Origin of the sequence: Burkholderia arboris, from assembly GCF_038723655.1 — a bacterium.
Lineage (GTDB): Bacteria > Pseudomonadota > Gammaproteobacteria > Burkholderiales > Burkholderiaceae > Burkholderia > Burkholderia arboris.
Genome location: NZ_CP109823.1, coordinates 1,021,771 through 1,042,833 on the forward strand (window position 1 = coordinate 1,021,771; position 21,063 = coordinate 1,042,833).

The 21,063-nt window shown below is 69.6% G+C and carries 19 protein-coding genes; 12 read left to right on the forward strand and 7 right to left on the reverse strand.

Annotated elements, in window-relative coordinates; genetic code table 11:
- Window positions 1-2 precede the first annotated feature (2 nt).
- The 8 genes from OHZ10_RS37095 to OHZ10_RS37130 all read left to right on the forward strand — a co-directional run bounded on the left by OHZ10_RS37095 (window position 3) and on the right by OHZ10_RS37130 (window position 7,928).
- A complete protein-coding gene (locus OHZ10_RS37095) occupies window positions 3-1,268 on the forward strand; it encodes an ATP-grasp domain-containing protein (RefSeq protein ID WP_256087630.1) in 1,266 nt (421 codons plus the stop codon).
- Between the two features lie 13 nt (window positions 1,269-1,281).
- Window positions 1,282-2,877: a methionine--tRNA ligase gene (locus OHZ10_RS37100; RefSeq protein WP_342706173.1), complete on the forward strand. Its 1,596-nt coding sequence runs from the start codon at window positions 1,282-1,284 to the stop codon at window positions 2,875-2,877.
- The gene (locus OHZ10_RS37105; RefSeq protein ID WP_059241113.1) at window positions 2,874-4,055 is read left to right on the forward strand and encodes a CaiB/BaiF CoA transferase family protein; all 1,182 of its coding nucleotides are present in this window, start codon (window positions 2,874-2,876) and stop codon (window positions 4,053-4,055) included. Before OHZ10_RS37100 ends, OHZ10_RS37105 begins: the two co-directional genes overlap by 4 nt.
- Window positions 4,042-4,392 carry a cupin domain-containing protein gene (locus OHZ10_RS37110; protein WP_059241114.1) on the forward strand — a complete coding sequence of 117 codons (351 nt, stop codon included), beginning with the start codon at window positions 4,042-4,044 and terminating at the stop codon, window positions 4,390-4,392. The genes OHZ10_RS37105 and OHZ10_RS37110 overlap by 14 nt, the downstream gene beginning before the upstream one ends.
- Window positions 4,382-5,539, forward strand: coding sequence for an FAD-binding oxidoreductase (locus OHZ10_RS37115; protein WP_342706174.1), 1,158 nt, complete (start codon window positions 4,382-4,384; stop codon window positions 5,537-5,539). Before OHZ10_RS37110 ends, OHZ10_RS37115 begins: the two co-directional genes overlap by 11 nt.
- Window positions 5,491-6,414 carry an AEC family transporter gene (locus tag OHZ10_RS37120; RefSeq protein ID WP_059241116.1) on the forward strand — a complete coding sequence of 308 codons (924 nt, stop codon included), beginning with the start codon at window positions 5,491-5,493 and terminating at the stop codon, window positions 6,412-6,414. Before OHZ10_RS37115 ends, OHZ10_RS37120 begins: the two co-directional genes overlap by 49 nt.
- A 70-nt stretch (window positions 6,415-6,484) precedes the next feature.
- Window positions 6,485-7,396: an amidohydrolase family protein gene (locus OHZ10_RS37125; protein WP_342706175.1), complete on the forward strand. Its 912-nt coding sequence runs from the start codon at window positions 6,485-6,487 to the stop codon at window positions 7,394-7,396.
- Window positions 7,397-7,457: 61 nt separating this feature from the next.
- On the forward strand, window positions 7,458-7,928 hold the full coding sequence (locus tag OHZ10_RS37130; RefSeq protein ID WP_342706176.1) for a hypothetical protein: 471 nt from the start codon (window positions 7,458-7,460) through the stop codon (window positions 7,926-7,928).
- 48 nt (window positions 7,929-7,976) lie between these two features.
- Here the strand turns inward: OHZ10_RS37130 and OHZ10_RS37135 are convergent, their stop codons facing one another.
- The 3 genes from OHZ10_RS37135 to OHZ10_RS37145 form a co-directional block, all read right to left on the reverse strand.
- Complete coding sequence (locus tag OHZ10_RS37135; protein WP_342706177.1) at window positions 7,977-9,677, reverse strand: dihydroxyacetone kinase family protein; 1,701 nt, start codon at window positions 9,675-9,677, stop codon at window positions 7,977-7,979.
- A gap of 225 nt (window positions 9,678-9,902) precedes the next feature.
- Window positions 9,903-11,039: a sigma-54 interaction domain-containing protein gene (locus OHZ10_RS37140; RefSeq protein ID WP_342706178.1), complete on the reverse strand. Its 1,137-nt coding sequence runs from the start codon at window positions 11,037-11,039 to the stop codon at window positions 9,903-9,905.
- 247 nt (window positions 11,040-11,286) lie between these two features.
- Window positions 11,287-11,517 (reverse strand): hypothetical protein, encoded by a 231-nt coding sequence (locus tag OHZ10_RS37145; RefSeq protein WP_342706179.1) that lies wholly within the window; start codon window positions 11,515-11,517, stop codon window positions 11,287-11,289.
- Between OHZ10_RS37145 and msuE the strand changes: the two genes are divergently transcribed.
- Window positions 11,516-12,076, forward strand: a complete 561-nt coding sequence (msuE, locus tag OHZ10_RS37150) for an FMN reductase (protein WP_059241121.1) — start codon at window positions 11,516-11,518, stop codon at window positions 12,074-12,076. The two genes, OHZ10_RS37145 and msuE, sit on opposite strands and share 2 nt — an antisense overlap.
- A gap of 35 nt (window positions 12,077-12,111) precedes the next feature.
- Window positions 12,112-13,215, forward strand: coding sequence for a dimethylsulfone monooxygenase SfnG (gene sfnG, locus OHZ10_RS37155; protein WP_059241122.1), 1,104 nt, complete (start codon window positions 12,112-12,114; stop codon window positions 13,213-13,215).
- A 60-nt stretch (window positions 13,216-13,275) separates the two neighbouring features.
- On the opposite strand, the gene OHZ10_RS37160 is transcribed toward sfnG, so the two are convergent.
- Window positions 13,276-13,923 (reverse strand): LysE family translocator, encoded by a 648-nt coding sequence (locus OHZ10_RS37160; protein ID WP_059241123.1) that lies wholly within the window; start codon window positions 13,921-13,923, stop codon window positions 13,276-13,278.
- A 110-nt stretch (window positions 13,924-14,033) separates the two neighbouring features.
- Here OHZ10_RS37160 and OHZ10_RS37165 point away from each other — a divergent pair, with 110 nt between their 5' ends.
- Window positions 14,034-14,885: a LysR substrate-binding domain-containing protein gene (locus tag OHZ10_RS37165; RefSeq protein ID WP_059241124.1), complete on the forward strand. Its 852-nt coding sequence runs from the start codon at window positions 14,034-14,036 to the stop codon at window positions 14,883-14,885.
- A gap of 22 nt (window positions 14,886-14,907) precedes the next feature.
- On the opposite strand, the gene OHZ10_RS37170 is transcribed toward OHZ10_RS37165, so the two are convergent.
- Window positions 14,908-15,798 carry a LysR substrate-binding domain-containing protein gene (locus OHZ10_RS37170; RefSeq protein WP_342706180.1) on the reverse strand — a complete coding sequence of 297 codons (891 nt, stop codon included), beginning with the start codon at window positions 15,796-15,798 and terminating at the stop codon, window positions 14,908-14,910.
- Window positions 15,799-15,951: 153 nt separating this feature from the next.
- Between OHZ10_RS37170 and ydiJ the strand changes: the two genes are divergently transcribed.
- Entirely contained in the window at window positions 15,952-18,999 is a 3,048-nt protein-coding gene (gene ydiJ / locus OHZ10_RS37175) for a D-2-hydroxyglutarate dehydrogenase YdiJ (RefSeq protein ID WP_342706181.1), read from the forward strand.
- Window positions 19,000-19,092: 93 nt separating this feature from the next.
- Here the strand turns inward: ydiJ and OHZ10_RS37180 are convergent, their stop codons facing one another.
- Together OHZ10_RS37180 and OHZ10_RS37185 are read right to left on the reverse strand one after the other, a co-directional pair.
- Window positions 19,093-19,395 carry an XRE family transcriptional regulator gene (locus tag OHZ10_RS37180; protein WP_124456688.1) on the reverse strand — a complete coding sequence of 101 codons (303 nt, stop codon included), beginning with the start codon at window positions 19,393-19,395 and terminating at the stop codon, window positions 19,093-19,095.
- Window positions 19,396-19,482: 87 nt separating this feature from the next.
- Window positions 19,483-20,637 carry a branched-chain amino acid ABC transporter substrate-binding protein gene (locus tag OHZ10_RS37185; protein ID WP_059241128.1) on the reverse strand — a complete coding sequence of 385 codons (1,155 nt, stop codon included), beginning with the start codon at window positions 20,635-20,637 and terminating at the stop codon, window positions 19,483-19,485.
- Window positions 20,638-21,063 lie beyond the last annotated feature (426 nt).

Sequence of the window (21,063 nt, forward strand, 5' to 3'; positions counted from 1 at the left end):
CCATGACCCATGCACCGGCCATGCTGTATCTCGACACGCGCGCGCTTCCGGGCGAGCGGATCGCCGAAATCGACGCGGCGCGCAGCCTCGGGCTCGATCTTTATGTGGCGACGCCGACGCCGGACGCGTTCCGCTCGTTCGGCTGCGCCGGCATCATTCCGACCCGGCTCGGCGATTACGACGCAGCCGAGCGGACGATTCTCGACTACCTGCGCGAACATCGCGTCGAGCTGTCCGGCGTCGTCGCGTGGAAGGATCTCGAAGTGGTGCTCGCGAGCCGGCTGTCGCATCGTCTCGGCCTGCGCGGCACGGCGCCGGACGCCGCGCTCAACGTGCGCGACAAGGCCGCGACCCGCCGCGTGCTCGACGCGGTGCCGAACGCGAACCCGCGCTATGCGGTCGTCAGCAGCGAAGCCGAATTCACCGCCGCGCTGCAACGGATCGGCGCACCCGCGCTGCTCAAGCCGGCCGGCAACTCCGGCAGCCGCGGCATCTTTCCGGTCGATGCGCACGCCGACCCCGTCGACGTCTATCGCGCGTTTCGTGCGTACAACTCGCCGGAGAAGGGCGAGATGTTCAGCCTGTACGGCGATCACGCGCTGCTCGAGGAACAACTGACGGGCAGCGAGCATTCGGTGTCCGGCGTCGTCGCGCACGGGCGCGTCGCGATCAACGCGATCATCGACAAGACCTTCGACCGGTCGATCCCGATCCAGTACGAGAACGTGACGCCGTCGCTGCTGCCGGCCGACACGCAGGCGGCGATCCGCGACATGGTGCGCGCGGGCGTCGCGGCGACCGGCATCGACTGGTGCGGCTTCCACGCGGACGTGATGGTGACGCGCGACGGCCCGAAGATTCTCGAGATCGGCGGGCGGCTCGGCGGCGAGTTCATCAACTCGCATCTGATCCCGTACAGCGTCGCGGGCTTCTCGCCGTACCGCACCGTGCTCGATCTCGCGCGCGGCGCGATCGACGGCCCGCTCGACGACCGGCTCGGCACCGCGTCGACGCGCGCCGGACAGCGCATCGTGATGCCGCCGGGGCTCGGCCGCATCGCCCGTGTCGAGGGCTTCGAGCGGCTGTGGCGGCGGCCGGAGCTGCGGTTCCTGCAGGTCGTCGCCGGCAAGGGCGCGCAGATGGCGCTGCCGAAGGACGTGTTCAAGGCGTACGAGATCGCGTACCTGATCGCGCAGTGCGAACTCGACCGCGACATCGTGGCGCTGCTGCGCGAACTCGCGGCCGACGTGACCGTCACGCTGGACTGACCCGGAGGCCATCATGCCGATCGACACGATCCGCGACCCGCGCCACTACCTGCTCGTGCCCGCGATGCCGGCGCCGAACGGGCGCCTGCACCTCGGTCATATCGCCGGCCCGTACCTGCGGCTCGACATGCTTGCGCGCCACCTGCGCAGCCGCGGCGAGGTCGCGCGCATCGCATGCGCGAGCGACCCGTACGATTCCTACATCCCGCTGCGCGCCGGGCAGGCCGGCATCGACGCGGCGGCGCTCGCGCGGCAGAGCTGCGCGGGCATCGTCGACGATCTCGCCGCGATGAACATCGACGTCGACCTGTTCGTCGATCCGCTCGGCGATGCGCATCACGACGCGTACCTCGCCGCGCACGACGGACTCGTCGCGCGGCTGGCCGCGCAGCGGCGCGTGTCGACGGTGCGCGAGCGCCTGCCGTATTCGGCCACGCGCGATGCTTACGTGACCGGCAGTTTCCTGCTCGGCCGCTGCCCGCAGTGCGCGCGCGACGTGTCGGGATTCTTCTGCGAGGACTGCGGCGCGCATTTCCAGCCGGAGGACGTGCGCGAACCGTCGGCGCGTTGGGGCGAGACGCTCGCGATGCGCGAGCAGGACAACCTGTTCTTCGACATCGCGGATCCCGCCGCGCTGGTCGCGCAGCTGGCCGGCACCGAGACCGCACCCGAGTTCGTCGATATCGCGCGCCGCCATCTCGCGCGCGACGGCGCGCGTTTCCGCCTGACGAGCCATGCCGGCTGGGGGCTGCCGTATGCGCTCGACGGCGCGCCGCGCACGCTGTTCGGGCACGGGCTGCTGTTCGGCGCGATCCGCTTCGTCGGCGATCTCTATGCCCGCCAGCACGGGCTGCGCGCGAACCCGTTCGATCGCGAGTCGGACGTGATCACCGTCAACGGATTCGGGATCGACAACTGCGTGTCGCATCTGGTCGGCATTCAGGCGATGGCAATGGCCGACGGCGTGTCGAAACCGTTCGACCGCTTCGTGATCAATCACTTCTACACGCTGGAAGGGCGCAAGTTCTCGACGAGCCTGCGCTGGGCGATCTGGGTCGAGGATCTCGCGGCGCGCACGCGCGTGCCGGCCGACGCGGTGCGCTTCTTCGTCGCGTCGACCAATCCGGTCGACGCACGCACCGACTTCGATCGCGATGCATTCTGCCGCTTCGTGAACGGGCCGTACGCGACAGTGCGGCGGCACGTGGCCGAGTCGATCGGCGGGCCGCTTGCGGCGCGCGTGCCGGCCGACAAGACGGCGCGGGCAGCCGAGGCGGCGTGGCGCGACGCGCAGCGCGCGATGGATTTCGCGACCTTCGACCCGACGGCGCTGGCCGGCATCGTCGAGCGCTGGAGCGCGCACTTCGACGGCGCGCGCGCGGCCGGCGACCTGTACGGCTGGACCAAGGGCTTCGCGCTGCTCGCATGGCCGTTGATGCCGGCGCTCGCGCAGACCGCGTGGCGCGCGCTCGGGTTGCGCGGCGAGCCGAACGCGGGCGACTTCGCGCGGCTGTCGGTGCCGGTCGTCACGCCGCTGGCGAACTTCGACCCGGTCACGCCGGGAGACCTGGCGGCGGTCCTGCCGCCCGGCATGCGGGAGGTTGCATGATGGAAGGCGCACTCGAAGGGCTCGTGATCGTCGACCTGACGCGCGTGCTGGCCGGGCCGTTCTGCACGATGCTGCTGGCCGATCACGGCGCGCGCGTGATCAAGGTCGAGCGGCCGTCGACCGGCGACGACGCACGCGCGTACGGCCCGTGGTACGGCGGCAAGTCCGCGTATTTCGCGTCGCTCAACCGCGGCAAGGAGAGCATCGCGCTCGACCTGAAGGACCCGTCCGACCGCCGCGTGCTCGACGCGCTGCTCGAGAAGGCCGACGTCGTCACCGAGAACTTCCGGCCCGGCACGATGGCGCGCATCGGCTACGACTGGGACACGCTGCATGCGCGTTTCCCGCGCCTGATCTACGGCAGCGCATCGGGGTTCGGCCACACCGGGCCGTATCGCGACCACCGCGCATACGACATGATCGTCCAGGGGCTCGGCGGGATCATGAGCGTGACGGGCGAGCCCGGGCGCATGCCCGTGCGGGTCGGGCCGTCGATCGGCGATCTCGCGGCCGGCCTGTTCCTGACGACCGGGCTGCTGATGGCGCTCGTGCGGCGCGGCCGCACCGGGCAGGGTTCGAAGGTCGATATCGGCATGTTCGACTGCCAGCTTGCGCTGATGGAGTATTTCATCGGCCGTTACTTCGCGACCGGCGAAGTCACGGGGCCGGTCGGCAGTTATCGGCCGGCGATCGCGCCGCCGTTCGGTGTCTACCGCGCGGCGGACGGCCCGCTCATCATCGCGGCCGGCAACGACAAGCTGTTCCGGCTGCTGTGCGACGCGCTCGGCGTGCCGGCGCTCGCGGCCGATCCGCGTTTCGCGGGCGGCGAGGCGCGCAAGGATCACGAGGCCGAACTCGAACGCACGCTCAACGCGCTGCTGGCGGCGCACGGCGTCGAAGCCTGGTGCGAGCGGTTCGCGCGCGCGGGGCTGCCGGCCGGCCCGATCAACCGGGTCGACCAGGCCGTCGTTCATCCGCAGACGGTCGCGCGCAACATGCTGATCGACGTCGACGATCCGGACGTCGGCCCGTACCGGCTCGTCGGGACGCCGATCAAGATCTCGGGCTGCCCCGATCCGGCCACGCGCCGGGCCGCACCGGCGCTCGATCGCGACCGCGACGCGATTCTCGCGGAACTGGGCCTGGTCGGGGAGGAGGTGCACGATGAACGCGCGTAAGTTTCCGCATGTCGGCGCGTTGCCGCCGGAGTCGCATGTGCCGGGCGTCGTGTTGCGCCAGGCCGATTTCGCCGGGCTCGGCGACGGCGAGATTCCGTTTCGCGGCGGCCTGTTTACGGTCGAGCCGAACTGCACGTCGCGGCTGGACGTCCACGCGGTACGCGAATGCTGGATGATCGCGCAGGGCAGCGGCCGGCTGACCTACGACGGCGAGCCCGTGCGCGTGCGGGCCGGCGACGTGCTGTATTTCGAATCGCACCGCTCGCACCAGGTGCAGAACGACGGCGCGACGCCGCTCGTGATCAGCACCGTCTGGTGGCAGGCCGATGCGGGTTGATCTCGCGATCGTCGGTGCGGGCGTGACGGGGGCGACGATCGCGCACGTGGCGGCGCGGCATGCGGGCGGGCTGCGCATCGCGGTGTTCGATGCGCGGCCGGCCGTGCAGACGGCCACGGCGCTGTCGGCCGGCGTGATCACGCCGTTCTGCGGCAGCGGCGAGCGCCGCGCGCGCTCGCTGGTCGCGAACGCGTACTACGGTGCGTGGGCACGGGCCGGATGCTGCGTGCGCGACGCGCCGTTCGCATTCGTTGCGGACGCACCGGACGCGGGCGGCCCGTTGCTCGCGCCGCCGGTGGCCGACGATCCGCCGGAGACCGGCGCCACACCGCTCGGCGCGCTGCCGGCCGGCGCGCGTCTGTGGCGCAGCGGCCGCGCGTGGCTGGTCGACGTGCCGCGGCTGGTCGCGCACTACCTGACGGGCGCGCACACCGTCCAGCGCTTCGATGCGCCGGTCACGCACGTGACGCACGATGCCGGCGGCTGGACCGTCGTCGCCCACGGCGTGACGCTGCGCGCCGACCGGCTCATCCGCGCCAGCGGCCCGTGGCCGGCCGTCGACGGCGAAGCCGGCGGTGGCGCGCGGACGGACATCGTCACGAAGAAGATCGTCGCGTTCGATGTCGACGGCCGCGCATTGCCGCCCGCGCCGGATGCACCGGTCGTCTACCTGCCCGACGCGCAGGCGTTTCTCGCGCCGGTGCACGCGCGGCGCGGCTGGCTGCTGAGCATCACGTCGCACGTGTGGGGCTGCGACGCCGGCGCACGTGTCGCGCCGAGCGCCGACGAGCGGACCCTCGCGCACACGCTGCTTGAACGTCATTTCCCGGGCCTGCGCGATGCCCATCTCGCCGCGCGCACGGCGGTCGACGGTTACACGGCCGACCGCAATCCGCGGGTCGCACCGATCGGCCGCCACGGCTGCGCGGTGGCGGGCGCGTCGGGTTCCGGCGTGCGTTTTGCGCCGGCCCTCGCCTACGAGGCGCTCGCCGCCGTCGGCCTGCCGTTCGAACCCGATCCCGCGACGACCGCACCCGAGCCACCACTTCGCCCGCGGGCTGACCTGCCCGCTGCTTCCCTCTCCGAATCCGTCCAACCATGCATACCGAACTCGCCTGGATCGCCGTCGCACCCGCCTTCGCCCTGATCTGCATCGGCATCGCCGTGCGTCGCATCGCGCTGGTCGATGCGGCATTCTGGCCGTCCGCCGAAAAGCTCACCCACTACGTGCTGTTTCCCGCCTTCCTCGTGCATTCGATCGGGCTGGCGGGGCCGCTCGACGCATCGTCGAAATCGACGATCGTGCTGTTGACGGGGCTCACGCTCGCCGTGCTGGCCGCCGTCGTGCTCGGCTGCCGATGGTGCGCGGTGCCGCACGCGTCGTTCACGTCGATCGTGCAGGGCTCGATCCGCTTCAACAGCTACATCTTCCTGTCGGTCGCGTCGGGGTTGCTGAGCCGCGCGGACTACGGGATCGCGGCGGTCGTGGTCGCGTACATGGTCGCGATCTCGAACACGCTCGTGCTGCTGTCGTTCGAGCATGGCCAGGCCGGCGGCCGCGGGCTCGTGCGGATCGTCGGCAAGGTGGCGGCGAATCCGCTGATCGTCGCCAGCGCGTTCGGGATCGTGCTGAACCTGACCGGCTGGCGCCTGCCCGCCGCCGTGGACCAGACCGTCGACGTGCTCGGCGGCGCCGCGCTGCCGCTGAGCCTGATCTGCGTGGGCGCCGCGCTGCGGCTGCCGCTGCCGCGCAAGGAAGCGGCGCTCGTGCGCGCGGGGCTCGTGACCACCGCGATCCGGCTGGTCGGCTTTCCGCTGCTCGCGCTGACCGCGACGAAGGCGTTCGCGGTGACGCCGCTGTCGGGGAACCTGATCCTGCTCTATTCGGTGCTGCCGTGCGCGAGCAACTCGTACGTGCTGTCCACGCAGTACGGCGGCAACCATCGGCTGATGGCATTCGTCGTCGCGCTGTCGACGGTGCTGTCGTTCGTCCCGATATTCCTCGTCGCGCGCACGATGTAGGCTGATGCGCCGCTGCGCGGCCGGCGGGGCCGCGCCGTTCACCCTAATCGAATAAATACAGGAGACACCCATGATTTCGAGGCGCTCGTTCAACCGCGCACTCGCCGGACTCGCGATGGCCGAAGTGCTGGGCGGATGCGCCGGCGCGAGCCCGGGCCGACGCACGATCACCGGCGTCGACGCGCACGCGCACGTGTTCCTGAAATCGCTGCCGCTCGTGCCGGGCCATCGCTACACGATCGCGTACGACGCGTCGCTCGACCAGTACCTCGCGATGCTCGACCGGCACGGCATGTCGAACGGCGTGCTGATCCAGCCGAGCTTTCTCGGCACCGACAACCGCTATCTGCTGGCCGCGCTGCGCGCGCAGCCCGAGCGCCTGCGCGGCATCGTCGTGATCGATCCCGCCCGCGATGCGGAGCAGGTGGCCGCCTGGACGCCGCTCGGCGTGCGCGGCATCCGGCTGAACCTGATCGGCGAACGCGATCCGGATTTCGCCGGCGCGGCGTGGCGCGCGCTGTTTCCGCTGCTGCGTGCGCATCGCTGGCAGGTCGAGCTGCATGCGGAGGCCGCACGGTTGCCGGCGCTGATGCCGCCGCTGCTCGACGCGGGCGTCGACATCTCACTCGACCATTTCGGCCGGCCCGACCCGCGGCTCGGGATCGACGATCCCGGCTTCCGCTATCTGCTGACGACGGCGGCGAGCAAGCGCGTGTGGGTCAAGGTGTCGGGCGCCTACCGGAACGACCGCGCCGACCGCTGGCAAGCGTCCGGGCTGACGGCGATGCGCGCGCTGCGCGAAGCGCTCGGCACGCAGCGGCTCGTGTGGGGCAGCGACTGGCCGCATGTCGGGTACGAGGCGGCCGTGAACGATGCGCTCGCGTACCAGTACATGGCGACGCTGTTGCCGGACGAGGCCGGACGCCGGCAGGTACGGGTCGATACGCCGGCGGCGCTGTACCGGTTCGACGGAAACGGTTGAGCGGGCGGGCGGCCCGGCGCGTATGGCAGAATCGCGGCGATCCCCCGTCCGCGACGCCACCATGAACCCGACGACGCCTTCCTCCGCGCCCATCCGTCCGCCGATGGGTCGCACGGCCACCGTGCTGCTTGCCGCCAGCATGCTGTTCTATCTCGTTGCGATGTTCAGCGCACCGTTCCGCACCGGCGCGCCGGACCCGCATCCGTGGGCGGACGGCTGGCAGGTGCTGCTGACCGGCTGGATGGGCGTGCTCGCCGGGATCCCCGCGTGGCTTGCGAATCCGCTCGTGTTCGGTGCGTGGCTACTGACCGTGAAGCGCCTGCGCGTGCAGGCGGCCGTGCTGGCCGCGCTAGCGCTGCTGTTCGGGCTGAGTTTCCTGTCGCAGCACCAGATCGTCGTCAACGAGGCGGGTAGCCTCGAGCCGGTTCATCTCGATGCGATCGGCTACTGGTGCTGGCTCGCGAGTTTCGGCGCCGTGCTGGTCGGCGCGGTGTTCTTGCCCGGGCGGACGAAGGGCGGCGCGGCCGGCTGACGCGCGCGGCACGGCGGGTCCGCGTCGCGCGCGCCGCTTTTCAGCCGCTCAGCGTACGTGCGGCTGCAACGCGCGCAGCCAGTACGAGACGGCCACGGCGCCGCCATCCGGCGTACCGATCGCACGCTCGCCGAGATAGCTCGCGCGTCCCGCGCGCGGCGTCATGCGCGCCGTGTCCTCCGCACCCTGTTCGGCCGCTTCGACGGCCGCCGCCCATGCGCTCGCGGGATCGCGATCGCCGTCGAGCGCGCGGTCGAACGCATCGGCGGCCGGCACCAGCGCATCGAGCATCGTCCGGTCGCCGGCATGCGCACCCCCCAGTTCGCCGATCGAATCCACGGCTGCGCGGAACGCCGCGGCCCAGTCGCGCGCCGACGGCTCGGCGATCTCGGCCAGCCGGCGCGACGCGCGCAGCAGCGCGGTCGCGTAGAACGGCCCCGAGCTGCCGGCGATCGCGCGGCGCAACGCGGCGCCGAGCGCCGCGAGCGCGCCGGCCGGCGTGCCGTAAGCGGTGTCGGGCAATGCGAGGATCGCCTGCGCGGCGCGCAGCATGCTCGCGCCGAGATCGCCGTCGCCGGCTGCCGCATCGAGGTCGGTCAGCGTTTGCTCGTGGTCGATCAGCGTCTGCGCAACCGCGTGCAGCGCGGGCTGCAGGCGCGCGGCCCATGCGCTGCCGGCCGCATCGAGCGGCGCCGGCGGCGCGTCGTGCGACGCGGCCGCGGCTACGCGGATCCGGGTGTTCACGGCGCCGCCGCCCGGCCACGCACGCGCCTGCGTCGGTGCGTCGAGCAGCGCCGCGCGTTCGTCGTTCAGCCGCAGCACCGAGATCGAGCAGCCGGGCATGTTCAGCGCGGACAGGAACGTGCCGGCCCATGCGCGTGCAACGACGATGCCGCGCCGGCTCAGGTTGTCGTACGCGGCGCGCAGCACGATCGCGAGTTCCATGTCCGGCGTCGCGCCGAGGCCGTTGACGAACAGCGCGACGCGTTCGTCGCGGTCGAGCACGAGATCGGCGACGATGCTCGACAGCAGCGTGTCGGCCAGTGCGTCGGCCGCCAGCGGCGCGCGGCGCTCGACGCCTTTCTCGCCGTGGATGCCGAGACCGAGTTCGATCTCGTCGTCGCCGAGGCTGAAGCCCGATTTGTCGGCGCCCGGGATCGTGCAGCCGTCGAGCGCGACGCCCATCGTGCCGAGTTCGGCCGCCGCGTCGCGTGCGATTCCCGCGACGCGGGACAGCGGCAGCCCGCGCGCGGCGGCCGCGCCGGCGAGCTTGTGGATCAGCACGGTGCCGGCGATCCCGCGCCGCTGGCCGCGTTCGACGCGGCCGCGCAGCGATACGTCGTCGGCGACGATCACCGTTTCGACCGGAATGCCTTCCGCGCGCGCGAGCTCGGCCGCCAGCCCGAAATTGAGCCGGTCGCCCGTGTAGTTCTTCACGATCAGCAGCGCGCCGTTCGGGCCGGCGCTCGCGCGGATCGCGGCGAGCACGGCGTCGGTGGACGGCGACGTGAACACTTCGCCGCACACGGCCGCGCTCAGCATCCCTTCGCCGACATAGCCGCCGTGCGCAGGCTCGTGGCCGCTGCCGCCGCCGGACAGGATCGCGACCGGACGCTGCGACGGTTCGGGCAGCGGCTGGCGGACGAGCACGTGCTCGTCGCCGAGGATCGCGAGATGCGGCGATTGCCGCGCGATGCCTTCCAGCATTTCTCGCACGACATCGGACGGGCGGTTCACAAGCTTTTTCATGGCGACGGATTCCGGACGGGTGAAAAGGGCACGGCCGGGCCCGCGCGGGCGCCGGACGGCTTTCGTGTTGCGGAGAATCGTGCGGATGCCCGGTCGCCGGGCGCGGGCGGCCGCATGGCGGGCGGCCGGTGTGCAGGAGCGGCGACGAAGCATGCGCTTCGCGCCACGATACCTCAGGTTCGGACGTTGCGGCACGGATCGCGGCGCGCTTGCGCCGGGGGGCGGCTACTTCGCTGCCGCAATCTCCTTCGCCCGGATCAGCCGCGCCCGCAGCACGTTGCGGCTGATGCCGAGCAACTGCGCAGCCCGGATCTGGTTGCGGTGGCTGAACTCGAACGCGACGCGCATCACCGTGTCCTCGATGTGTTCGAACAGGCCGCCGTGGGCGTCGTCGAACAGGTCGCGCAACGCGCTTTCAAGCGACGCCTGCGCGTCGCCGGACGAACCGGTCACGCGCGCGGCAACGGCCGGGATGCACGGCGGCGCGATGTGCAGGTCGGTGTCCTGCAGCGCGTCGTGACGGCACACGAGCAGCGCGTGATGGATCACGTTCTCCAGTTCGCGGATATTGCCGGGCCAGCCGTGTGCCGCGAGCCGGCGCTCGGCGCGCGGATCGATGCAGCGCGGCCCGTCGCCGAGGCGGTTGCGGTACACGTCGAAGAAGTGACGCGCGAGCGGCAGGATGTCGCCCGGCCGCTCGCGCAGCGGCGGGACCGCGAGCTGCACGACATTGAGCCGGTAGAACAGGTCGCCGCGAAAATGCCCGGCCGCGACGGCCTGCTGCAGGTCGACGTTGGTTGCGGCCACCACGCGCACGTCAACCGGAATCCCCGTGCGCGAACCGAGCCGCACGACCTCGCGCTCCTGCAGCACGCGCAGCAGCTTGACCTGCATCGACAGCGGCAGGTCGCCGATCTCGTCGAGAAACAGCGTGCCGCCGTGCGCGGCTTCGAACCAGCCGGGCTTCGCGCTGAAGGCGCCCGTAAACGCGCCTTTCTCGTGACCGAACAGTTCGCTGTCGACCAGCGTCTCGGAGAACGCGCCGCAGTTCACCGCGACGAACGGCCCGTCGCGGCGCTTGCCGAGATCGTGCACGTGGCGCGCGATCAGCTCCTTGCCGGTGCCCGTTTCGCCGGCGATCAGCACGTTCGCGTCGCTCGGCGCAACGCGGCGAACCTGTTCGAGCAGCGCGAGCGAACGCGGATCGGCGAACACATGCGCGCGCGCCGGGGCCGGTGCGTGGCGTTCGGGCAGCGCGAGCACGGGCGCTCCGCGTCCCGCCGCGTGCAGTGCAACCGGGTCGCGGGGTGCGGCAACGACGCGAAGGGTGAGCGGGCGCGGCGATGCGGAAATGGAAGTCATGGCGGTGAACCGTAGGAAGGCCGGACGAAGCGGACCCGTGCCGACGGGCGGCGGGGTCCGGCTGCTGCGTGGTCGGCAAAGTGTTCAATGTTTTGCCGCACGCGGAAAGCATCGATTTCTGATAACCAAAGCGCGATTGCTGCGGAACCTGCAACGGTGCGGACGAGCGGGCATGTGTGGTGCCGGAGCGCCTGATTCGATGTCGTTGCGTGCAACACGCTGCTGCCTGAGCAGCAGCTCGCCAGCATTACCGCTTCGCTCCGTTCATCACGCGCTGGAATATCGATGTGACGCGCTCGCCGGAACGCTTGCCACGATCGCGCATTTGAGCGAACGCCGTGCCGGGCGGGTGTTCGATAAAAATTTCGCGATGCAGACGATCGCGCCGCGAAACGGCCGCACGAATGGCACGTTCCTTGCTGACCCGGAACGGTATCGCCGCATCGACACGCGGCTCCACAACGGGAACGCATCGCATGAGCAACACCCTCAACGTGGTCGCGATATCGGGCAGCCTGCAACGGCCATCGCGCACGCTGGCGCTGACCAACGAGATCGTCGCGGCATTCGGCGCCGCACTGCCGATCGACACGCGGCTGATCGAACTCGGCGAGATCGGCAGCCGGCTGGCCGGCGCGCTGACGCGCGCGCAGGTGCCGGCCGACCTCGAAGCGCTAATCCGTGCGATCGAGACGGCCGATGCGCTCGTCGTCGCGAGTCCGGTGTATCGCGCGTCGTACACGGGCCTTTTCAAGCACCTGTTCGACCTCGTGCGCCACGACGCGCTCGTCGACGTGCCCGTGCTGCTCGCGGCCACCGGCGGCAGCGAGCGTCATGCGCTCGTGATCGACCATCAGTTGCGACCGCTGTTCAGCTTCTTCCAGGCGCGCACGCTGCCGATCGGCGTATACGCATCCGAAAGCGATTTCGACCAGTACCGGATCGCCAGCCCGGCACTGCGCGAGCGCATCGCGCTCGCCGTGGATCGCGCCGTGCCGCAACTGCGTCCGCACGCCCGTTCCGCCGCGGCCGCGTAAGCCGCTTCCGTTTCCCCTTCGACCAGGACACCTTCATGAGCCTCACCGACCTTTCCGCCGACGGCGTCAAATTCGCGTACTGGGTGCCGAACGTCAGCGGCGGCCTCGTCGTCAGCACGATCGAGCAGCGCACCGACTGGAGCCTCGAATACAACCAGCAGCTCGCGCGTACGGCCGAGGCGGCCGGCTTCGACTATGCGTTGAGCCAGATCCGCTTCACGGCCGGCTACGGCGCCGAATACCAGCACGAGTCGGTGTCGTTCAGCCAGGCGCTGCTGCATGCGACGACGAAGCTCAAGGTGCTCGCCGCGATCCTGCCGGGGCCGTGGCATCCGGCCGTGGTCGCGAAGCAGCTCGCGACGATCGACCACATCTCGAACGGACGCATCGCGATCAACGTGGTCAGCGGCTGGTTCAAGGGCGAATTCACCGCGATCGGCGAGCCGTGGCTCGAGCACGACGAGCGCTATCGGCGTTCGAAGGAATTCATCCAGGCGCTGAAGGGCATCTGGACACAGGACAACTTCACGTTCAAGGGCGATTTCTACCGCTTCAACGACTACACGCTGAGCCCGAAGCCGGTGCAGAAGCCGCATCCGGAGATCTTCCAGGGCGGCAGCTCGCGCGCGGCGCGCGACAACGCGGCGAGCGTGTCGGACTGGTATTTCACGAACGGCAATACGCCCGAGAACCTGAAAGCGCAGATCGACGACATCCGCGCGAAGGCGGCCGCGAACAACCATCGCGTGCGCATCGGCGTCAACGCGTTCGTGATCGCGCGCGACACCGAGGAAGAGGCGCAGGCCGTGCTCGACGACATCATCCGGCACGCGCATGTCGAAGCCGTGCACGCGTTCGGCGCTGCGGTGAAGGAGGCCGGCAAGGCGTCGCCCGAAGGCGAGGGCAACTGGGCGAAATCGACGTTCGAGGATCTCGTGCAATACAACGACGGCTTCCGCACGAACCTGATCGGCACGCCGCAGCAGATCGCCGAGCGGATCGTCGCGCTGAAGGCGATCGGCGTCGATCTCGTGCTGGCCGGGTTCCTGCACTTCATCGAGGAAGTCGAGTACTTCGGCCAGCGCGTGCTGCCGCTCGTGCGCGAACTCGAGGCGCGGCGGCAGGCGATCGCCGCGTGACGATGGCCTGACGAACGCGCACGGCCCGCGATTGCGCGGGCCTGCGCGGCGGCGTGTCGCTTATGCGACGCCCGCCATCTTCGACGCCTCGACCACCATCTGCACACCGAGACCGCCGAGGATGAGGCCCATCGCCCAGCGCTGCGCGAGCAGCAGCATCGGGCGCCCGTGCAGGAATTTCGCGATGCTGCTCGAACAGATCGCCACCAGCCCGTTGGCCGACGCGAACGCGGCGATCAGCAGCGACCCGAGAAACAGCGACTGGCCGAACACGCTGCCTTGCCCGTAGTCGATGAACTGCGGCAGCAGCGACACGAACAGCATCGCGAGCTTCGGGTTCAGCACGCTGGTCGTCGCACCCATCGCGAGCAGCCGCAGCGGCTGCTCGTTCGGCAGCGCCTTCACCTCGAACGGCGAGCGGCCGCCGGGCCGCACCGCCTGCCATGCCAGGTACAGCAGGTAGGTTGCCCCGACCGCGCCCAGCACGCTGCCCGCATAGGGCACGCTCATGAACAGCGTCGTGATGCCGAAGGCCGCGCCGAACATGTAGAACAGGTAGCCGATCATCACGCCGGCGAGCGAAATGAGCCCGGCCGCCCGCCCTTGCGCGATCGAGCGCGACATCACGTAGACCATGTTCGGCCCCGGCGTGACCGCGAGCATGCCGCCGACGACGAGAAACCCGTAGAGCGATCCGGACGTGTGCATTTTTTCGCTTCCTGCATCGAGTGAGTGCTGACGGGACTCATTGTCCGGCCGTGGAGGCGAACAGTAAAACGGGATAAACTGAACGGATTGATCAGTTTTTCTGAAGAGAAATGAAGAAGCTCGACCTCGATGTGCTCGCGATGGTGGTGGCCGTCGCCGAAACCGGATCGTTCGCGCAGGGCGCGCAGGCCGTGCACCGGTCGCCGTCGGCGGTGAGCATGCAGATCAAGGCGCTGGAAGACGCGCTCGGCAAGCCGCTGTTCATTCGCGACACGCGCAACGTGACGGCGACCGGCGACGGCATCGTGCTTGCCGATTACGGCCGCCGGATGCTCGCGATGCGCGACGAGGCGTGGGCGTCGGTGGTACGCCCGGAGATCCGCGGCCGCGTGACGATCGGCGTGCCCGACGATTACATTTCGTCGCTGCTGCCGCAGGTGCTCGGCAAGTTCGCCGCGATGCATCCGCGCGTGGAAGTGCGCGTGATCGGCCAGCCGAGCAGCGCGCTCGTGCCGATGCTGAAGGACAACACGGTCGACCTCGCGTGCCTCACGCGGATCAAGGGCGTGACCGGCGAGCTGATCCGGATGGAGCCGCTCGTCTGGGTCGGCTCGCCGAAGCGCAACGTGTGGGAAGAGCGGCCGCTGCCGGTGGCGTTTTTCACGCACGGCGGCAGCATGGCGCGCGATCAGGCGGTCAAGGCGCTGAACCGGCAGAAGATCCCGTACCGGATGTCGTACGAAAGCCCGAGCCACCTCGGGCTGCTGAGCATGGTGGAGGCCGGGCTCGCGGTCGCGCCGCTGGCGCGCTGCTGCATTCCGGATCACCTCGTGCAGCTTTCGGAAAGCCACGGGCTGCCGCCGCTGGGCGAGCTCGAAGTCGTGCTCGCGCGCAGCGCGCAGTCCGCGCGCCCGCCGTGCGATTACCTGGCCGAGCAGATTCTCGGCGAATGGCGCACCTGACCGGCACGCCGCCAGTGGCGCATCAGCACGACGTCAGCAGCCATTCGCGGAACGCGACCAGCGACGGCAGCGTCTCGTTGCCGGGCGGGTAGACGAGGTAGTAGCTGCGCTGGCTCGTGATCGCGTCGCCGATCGACACGAGCTCGCCGCGGCCCAGTTCGTCCTCCACCAGCACCTTCGGCACCAGCCCGATCCCCATCCCGGCCCGCACGGCCTGGATCAGGTGCGACGTCAGCTCGAAGCTCGGGCCGATGCGCATCTGCCGGTGATCGAGCCGGCAGTGCGAGAACCATTCGGCCCACGCCTGCTGATTGCTCGTCACACCCAGCAGCGTCTGCTTCGCGGCCCACGCCGGCGTGCGCGCGTCGGCCTTGCGGCCGCGGCCCGCCTCCGGCGGCGCGATCGCGATCAGGAACTCGTTGTACAGCCGGTGCGCGTGCAGGCCCGGCCAATCGCCCGCGCCGACGGTGATCGCCGCGTCGAGATCGTCGTTGAGGAAATCGATCGCGCCGATCCGCGAATGCAGGTGCACGGTCATGCCCGGATGCGCGGCGTAGAAATCGTGCAGGTGCGGCAGCAGCCATTTCGAGCCGAAGGTCGGCAGCGTCGCGAGCCGCAGCGTGCCGGCGCCCGCCTGGTGCGACATCGCCTGCAGCGTCGCGCCGCGGATGCGCCCGAGCGCGCCGCTCAGCTCGGCGAAGTAGCGGCGGCCGACTTCGGTCAGCTTGACCGAGCGGCCCTCGCGCCGGAACAGCGGTACGCCGAGCTGATCCTCGAGCGTCTGGACCTGCCGGCTGATCGCGCTCTGGCTCAGCGACAGTTCCTCGGCCGCGCGGGTATAGCTTTCATGCCGCGCGGCGGCCTCGAACACGAGCAGCAGCGACATCGACGGGGTGAGGCGACGGTAATTCATGAGTTTTATGCAACTTTTGCCGGACGAGAATTCGTTTGTTTCTCAAGGAATATCCAAAGATACTGGAATTCCCGGTCGCGCGGAAACTTGCCAAAAAATCATGTTTCGGCGCACATGAACCGGCCGGCTCCACCCACACTGCGTTTTTGCCCCATGTCGATCGCCCCGTTGCCCCGTCCCGTCAGCCCGCCCGCGAACGTTTACCGGGATTTCCTCGCCGCGCTGCAGGCCGCCGGCTTCGCCGGGGAGATTCGCGCGGATCACGCGAACCGGACGGTGCAGGCCACCGACAACTCGATCTACCAGCGCCTGCCGCAGGCGGTGATCTGTCCCGCGCATGCCGACGACGTCCGGCTGCTGGCCCGGCTGCTGGCCGAGCCCGCGCACCGCGACGTCGCGGTGGCCGCGCGCGGCGGCGGCACCGGCACCAACGGGCAGTCGCTGACCGACGGCATCGTCGTCGACCTGTCGCGGAACATGAACCGGATCCTCGAAATCGACGTCGCGCAGCGCTGGGTGCGCGTGGAGGCGGGTGTCGTCAAGGATCAGCTCAATGCGGCGCTGAAGCCGCACGGGCTGTTCTTCGCGCCGGAGCTGTCGACGTCGAACCGCGCGACCGTCGGCGGGATGATCAATACCGACGCGAGCGGGCAGGGCAGTTGCACGTACGGCAAGACGCGCGACCACGTGCTCGAACTCGATTTCGTGCTGATGGGCGGCGAACGGCTGCACAGCGCCGCGCTCGATGACGACGCGCTGGAACGCCGCTGTGCGCAACAGGACCGCATCGGCAAGGTGTATCGCACCGCGCGCCGCATCAGCGACGACAAGGCGGCGCTGATCGACGCGAAGTTTCCGAAGCTCAACCGCTGCCTGACCGGCTATGACCTCGCGCACCTGCGCGAACCCGACCGCCGTTTCAACCTGAACAGCGTACTGTGCGGCGCGGAAGGTTCGCTCGGCTTCGTCGTCGAGGCGAAGCTCAACGTGCTGCCGATCCCCAGGTATTCGGTGCTGGTCAACGTGCGTTACGCGGGCTTCATGGACGCGCTGCGCGACGCGCGCGCGTTGCTCGAGCACCAGCCGCTGTCGGTCGAGACGGTCGACTCGAAAGTGCTGATGCTCGCGATGAAGGACTTCGTGTGGAGCAGCGTCGCCGAGTATTTTCCGCAGGACGACGCGCGCCCGACGCTCGGCATCAACCTGATCGAATTCAGCGGCGACGACGAACACGACGTCGATGCGCGCGTGCGTGCATTCGTCGAGCATCTGCGCACCGATACGAGCGTGGAGCGGCTCGGCCATACGCTCGCGGCCGGCGACGATGCGGTGAAGCGCGTGTATGCGATGCGCAAGCGCGCGGTCGGCCTGCTCGGCAACGTGCCGGGCGAGGCGCGTCCGCAGCCGTTCGTCGAGGACACCGCCGTACCGCCCGAGAATCTCGCCGCGTACATCGCCGAATTCCGTGCGCTGCTCGACGGGCATGGGCTGCAGTACGGGATGTTCGGCCACGTCGACGCGGGCGTGCTGCACGTGCGCCCGGCGCTCGACATGAAGGACCCGAGGCAGGCCGCGCTGGTGCGGCCCGTGTCGGACGCGGTGGCCGAGCTGACGCAGCGGCATGGTGGCCTGTTATGGGGCGAGCACGGCAAGGGCGTGCGCTCCGAATACGCGCCGGCGTTTTTCGGCGAGCTGTATCCGTCGCTGCAGCAGCTGAAGGCCGCGTTCGATCCGCACAACCAGTTCAACCCGGGCAAGATCGCGACGCCGCCGGACCACACGATGCGGCTGCTGAAGATCGACGAAGTGCCGACACGCGGCGAACACGACCGGCAGATCGACGAGCGCGTGTGGCAGAGCTACGGCACCGCGATGCACTGCAACGGCAACGGCGCGTGCTACAACTTCGATCCGGACGACGCGATGTGCCCGTCGTGGAAGGCGACGCGCGAACGCGTGCAGTCGCCGAAGGGGCGTGCGTCGCTGATGCGCGAATGGTTGCGCCTGCAGGGGCAGGCGGGCATCGACGTCGTCGCGGCGGCGCGCGCGCGGCAGCCGTTCCTGCGCGGCCTCGCGACCCGCTGGCGCAACAGCCGCGCGGCGCGCAACGGCGACGCCGATTTCTCGCACGAGGTGTACGACGCGATGGCCGGTTGCCTTGCGTGCAAGTCGTGCGCCGGGCAGTGCCCGGTCAAGGTCAACGTGCCCGAGTTCCGCTCGCGCTTTCTCGAGCTGTATCACCAGCGCTACCTGCGGCCGCTGCGCGACTACCTGATCGGGTCGCTCGAATTCACGATGCCGTGGATGGCGCGCGTGCCCGCGCTGTACAACGGGCTGATGGGCACCGGCTGGGTGCGCACGCTGCTCGAGCGGCAGGTCGGCATGGTCGACAGTCCGCTGCTCAGCCGCTTCGATCTCGCGGCCGCGATCCGGCAATGGAGCGTGAAGCCGGCCGATCCGCGTGCGCTCGCCGCGTTGAGCGATGCGCAGCGCGCGCGCAGCGTCGTCATCGTGCAGGACACGTTCACGCGCTATTTCGATACCGAGCAGCTGGCAACGCTGATCGAGCTGGCGGCGCGCATGGGCTTCCAGGTGTGGCTCGCGCCGCTCGCACCGAACGGCAAGGCGCTGCACGTGCAGGGTTTTCTGCAGGCGTTCGAGAAAGCCGCGATCCGCAACGCGACGCAACTGGCCGCGCTTGCGCGCTCAGGCGTCGCGCTGGTCGGCCTCGATCCGGCGATGACGCTCACGTACCGGCAGGAATACCTGAAGGTGACGGGGCTTGCCGACGTACCGAAGGTTGCGTTGCCGCAGGAGTGGCTGCTGCAGGCGCTGCCGGAGGCCGGCACGGGCGGGCCGGCCGGTGCGTACCGGCTGCTGCCGCACTGTACCGAAAAGACCAATGCGCCGGACAGCGGCAAGCAGTGGGCGCAGGTATTCGCGCGCCGCGGGCTGCGTTTGCAGGTTCAGGCGGCCGGGTGCTGCGGGATGTCGGGCACTTACGGGCACGAGGCGCGCAATCTCGCGACGTCGAAGACGATCTATGCGCAGTCGTGGGCGGCGCACGTCGACGGGCCTGAGGCGGAAGGCGAGGCGCTGGCGACCGGGTATTCATGTCGCAGCCAGGTCAAGCGGATGTCGTCGAAGCAGCTGCGCCATCCGTTGCAGGCGCTGCTCGATCACGTCCGTACGGCGGGGTGACGATCGGGCGGTGCGTGCCGCGTGGCCCGTGACGGCGATTTCGATCGCGCGTCGCGCGGCCATCGCCGTGCCGCCGTCGACGCATGCCGGGGCTCAGGCGTCGGCTTTCGCCGCTTTCCGCGTGCGCGGTTTTTCCGCCGCGGGAAACACGCCGACGCCGCGCGGCCGTTTCGGCTCGATCCGCATTTGCCGGATCACGCGCCGGAAGTCGATCTCGTGCGCGGCCAGCGTGCCGATCAGTTTCGCGATGACCGCGAGGTGGGACGGGACGGTGCCCTTGCTCGAATAGTTCGTGATCGAACTTTCGTTCATCCGGATCAGGCGGGCGAACTCGCGCGCCGTCAACTGCGCTTTCTTCAGCTCCTGTTGGAATTCCGCATACGCCATTGCGCACATGATGCTTCGTCTCCGTGAATCAGAAATCGGCCCGCGCGGCGCCGGCGCGGACGGGTGGCGTTCCCGTCGTGCCGGCGCCGCGGCGGGTTACATCTTCACCTGGTCGAGGAACGTCTTCTTGCCGCTCTTGTAGCCGTAGATCGAGATGATCCCGTGCGTCAGGTCGCCCTTCGCGTCGAACGTCGTCGTGCCGATCACGCCGTCGTACTTCGTCGCCGGCATCGCCGCGAGGATCTTCGCCGGGTCGGTCGAGTTCGCGCGCTTCATCGCGTCGACCGCGATGTAGACCGCGTCGTACGCGAACGGCGCATCGAACTTGATGCCCTGGTTGAAGCGCTTCTCGTACTTCGCGACGAACGCCGCGCCGCCCGGCATCTTCTCGAGCGCCGCGCCGGCCTGCGAGCACAGCACGTTGTCGGCCGCCGGGCCGGCCAGCTCGGCCAGCGAATCGGTACACACGCCGTCGCCGGACAGGATCTTCGCGCGCAGGCCGAGCTGCTTCGCCTGCTTCGCGAGCGGGCCGCCGGTGGCGTCCATGCCGCCGTACATGATCGCGTCGGGGTTCTCGCCCTTGACCTTCGTCAGAATCGCGCGGAAGTCGACGGCCTTGTCGTTGGTCGCGTCGTGCGACAGCACCTTCAGGCCGAGCGCCTTCGCCTTCTTCTCGAACTCGTTCGCGAGGCCCTGGCCGTACGCCGTCGAATCGTCGATCACCGCGACGCTCTTCACGCCCTTCGACTGCGCGTAGCTCGCGAGCGCCGGGCCTTGCTGCGCGTCGGTCGCGACGACGCGGTAGGTCGTCTTGAAGCCTTGCTGCGTGTAGGTCGGGTTCGTGGCCGACGGCGAGATCTGCACGATGCCCGCGTCGCTGTAGATCTTCGAGGCCGGGATCGACGTGCCCGAGTTCAGGTGGCCGATGACGGCGACGACCTTGTCGTCGACGAGCTTCTGCGCAACCTGCGTGGCCTGGCGCGGGTCGGCCGCGTCATCCTGCGCGTCGAGTTGCAGCGTGATCTTCTTGCCGCCGATCGTCAGGCCCTTGGCGTTGATTTCCTCGACCGCGAGGCGCGCGCCGTTCTCGTTGTCCTTGCCGAGGTGCGAGATGCCGCCCGTCGTCGGTTCGACGCTGCCGATCTTCACGACCTGGTCGGCCATCGCGCTCGACGCGGCCGCGAACGCGGCGGCAGCCAGTGCAACGGTGATCAGGGGCTTGCAGCGCATGCCGACAGTGCTTCGTTCCATCTGCCATCTCCGAATTGAATGTCTTTCTATTGACGTCGCGACCGGCCGGCTGGGGCGCCGGGGCGATCGGACGAGTCTCCATACCCATCACGGGCGTCACTTGCATGGCGTCCGGCCGTACGACCTGCCGCCCGGGCGAGCGGGCGGACCGGCGCCCGACACCGTGCAATTCATATGAATATATATGAACCCGATTTTGCGCGCTGCGGCGAATCGCGTAGCAGGCCGGTGCGACGCGGGCCGGCGCCCGGATATCGACGGTTCCGGAGGCCGGAAATCGTGCGCTGCGGCGGGCCAGAAGGCTGCGATTCGCTGTCGCCGGCCTTACGGCCGCATCCATTATTCGGCCGGTCGCCGGGGCGAAGCCATGGACACTGACGCACGGTCAATCGGGAACTGTTCGGTCGATTTGTCTGCACAGTTTGG

Excerpts from the sequence above, each read along its gene's own strand:
- OHZ10_RS37095 (WP_256087630.1), top strand. The coding sequence starts at position 3 with ATGACCCATGCACCGGCCATGCTGTATCTCGACACGCGCGCGCTTCCG.
- OHZ10_RS37100 (WP_342706173.1), top strand. The coding sequence starts at position 1,282 with ATGCCGATCGACACGATCCGCGACCCGCGCCACTACCTGCTCGTGCCC.
- OHZ10_RS37105 (WP_059241113.1), top strand. The coding sequence starts at position 2,874 with ATGATGGAAGGCGCACTCGAAGGGCTCGTGATCGTCGACCTGACGCGC.
- OHZ10_RS37110 (WP_059241114.1), top strand. The coding sequence starts at position 4,042 with ATGAACGCGCGTAAGTTTCCGCATGTCGGCGCGTTGCCGCCGGAGTCG.
- OHZ10_RS37115 (WP_342706174.1), top strand. The coding sequence starts at position 4,382 with ATGCGGGTTGATCTCGCGATCGTCGGTGCGGGCGTGACGGGGGCGACG.
- OHZ10_RS37120 (WP_059241116.1), top strand. The coding sequence starts at position 5,491 with ATGCATACCGAACTCGCCTGGATCGCCGTCGCACCCGCCTTCGCCCTG.
- OHZ10_RS37125 (WP_342706175.1), top strand. The coding sequence starts at position 6,485 with ATGATTTCGAGGCGCTCGTTCAACCGCGCACTCGCCGGACTCGCGATG.
- OHZ10_RS37130 (WP_342706176.1), top strand. The coding sequence starts at position 7,458 with ATGAACCCGACGACGCCTTCCTCCGCGCCCATCCGTCCGCCGATGGGT.
- OHZ10_RS37135 (WP_342706177.1), bottom strand. The coding sequence starts at position 9,677 with ATGAAAAAGCTTGTGAACCGCCCGTCCGATGTCGTGCGAGAAATGCTG.
- OHZ10_RS37140 (WP_342706178.1), bottom strand. The coding sequence starts at position 11,039 with ATGACTTCCATTTCCGCATCGCCGCGCCCGCTCACCCTTCGCGTCGTT.
- msuE (WP_059241121.1), top strand. The coding sequence starts at position 11,516 with ATGAGCAACACCCTCAACGTGGTCGCGATATCGGGCAGCCTGCAACGG.
- OHZ10_RS37145 (WP_342706179.1), bottom strand. The coding sequence starts at position 11,517 with ATGCGATGCGTTCCCGTTGTGGAGCCGCGTGTCGATGCGGCGATACCG.
- sfnG (WP_059241122.1), top strand. The coding sequence starts at position 12,112 with ATGAGCCTCACCGACCTTTCCGCCGACGGCGTCAAATTCGCGTACTGG.
- OHZ10_RS37160 (WP_059241123.1), bottom strand. The coding sequence starts at position 13,923 with ATGCACACGTCCGGATCGCTCTACGGGTTTCTCGTCGTCGGCGGCATG.
- OHZ10_RS37165 (WP_059241124.1), top strand. The coding sequence starts at position 14,034 with ATGAAGAAGCTCGACCTCGATGTGCTCGCGATGGTGGTGGCCGTCGCC.
- OHZ10_RS37170 (WP_342706180.1), bottom strand. The coding sequence starts at position 15,798 with ATGAATTACCGTCGCCTCACCCCGTCGATGTCGCTGCTGCTCGTGTTC.
- ydiJ (WP_342706181.1), top strand. The coding sequence starts at position 15,952 with ATGTCGATCGCCCCGTTGCCCCGTCCCGTCAGCCCGCCCGCGAACGTT.
- OHZ10_RS37180 (WP_124456688.1), bottom strand. The coding sequence starts at position 19,395 with ATGTGCGCAATGGCGTATGCGGAATTCCAACAGGAGCTGAAGAAAGCG.
- OHZ10_RS37185 (WP_059241128.1), bottom strand. The coding sequence starts at position 20,637 with ATGGAACGAAGCACTGTCGGCATGCGCTGCAAGCCCCTGATCACCGTT.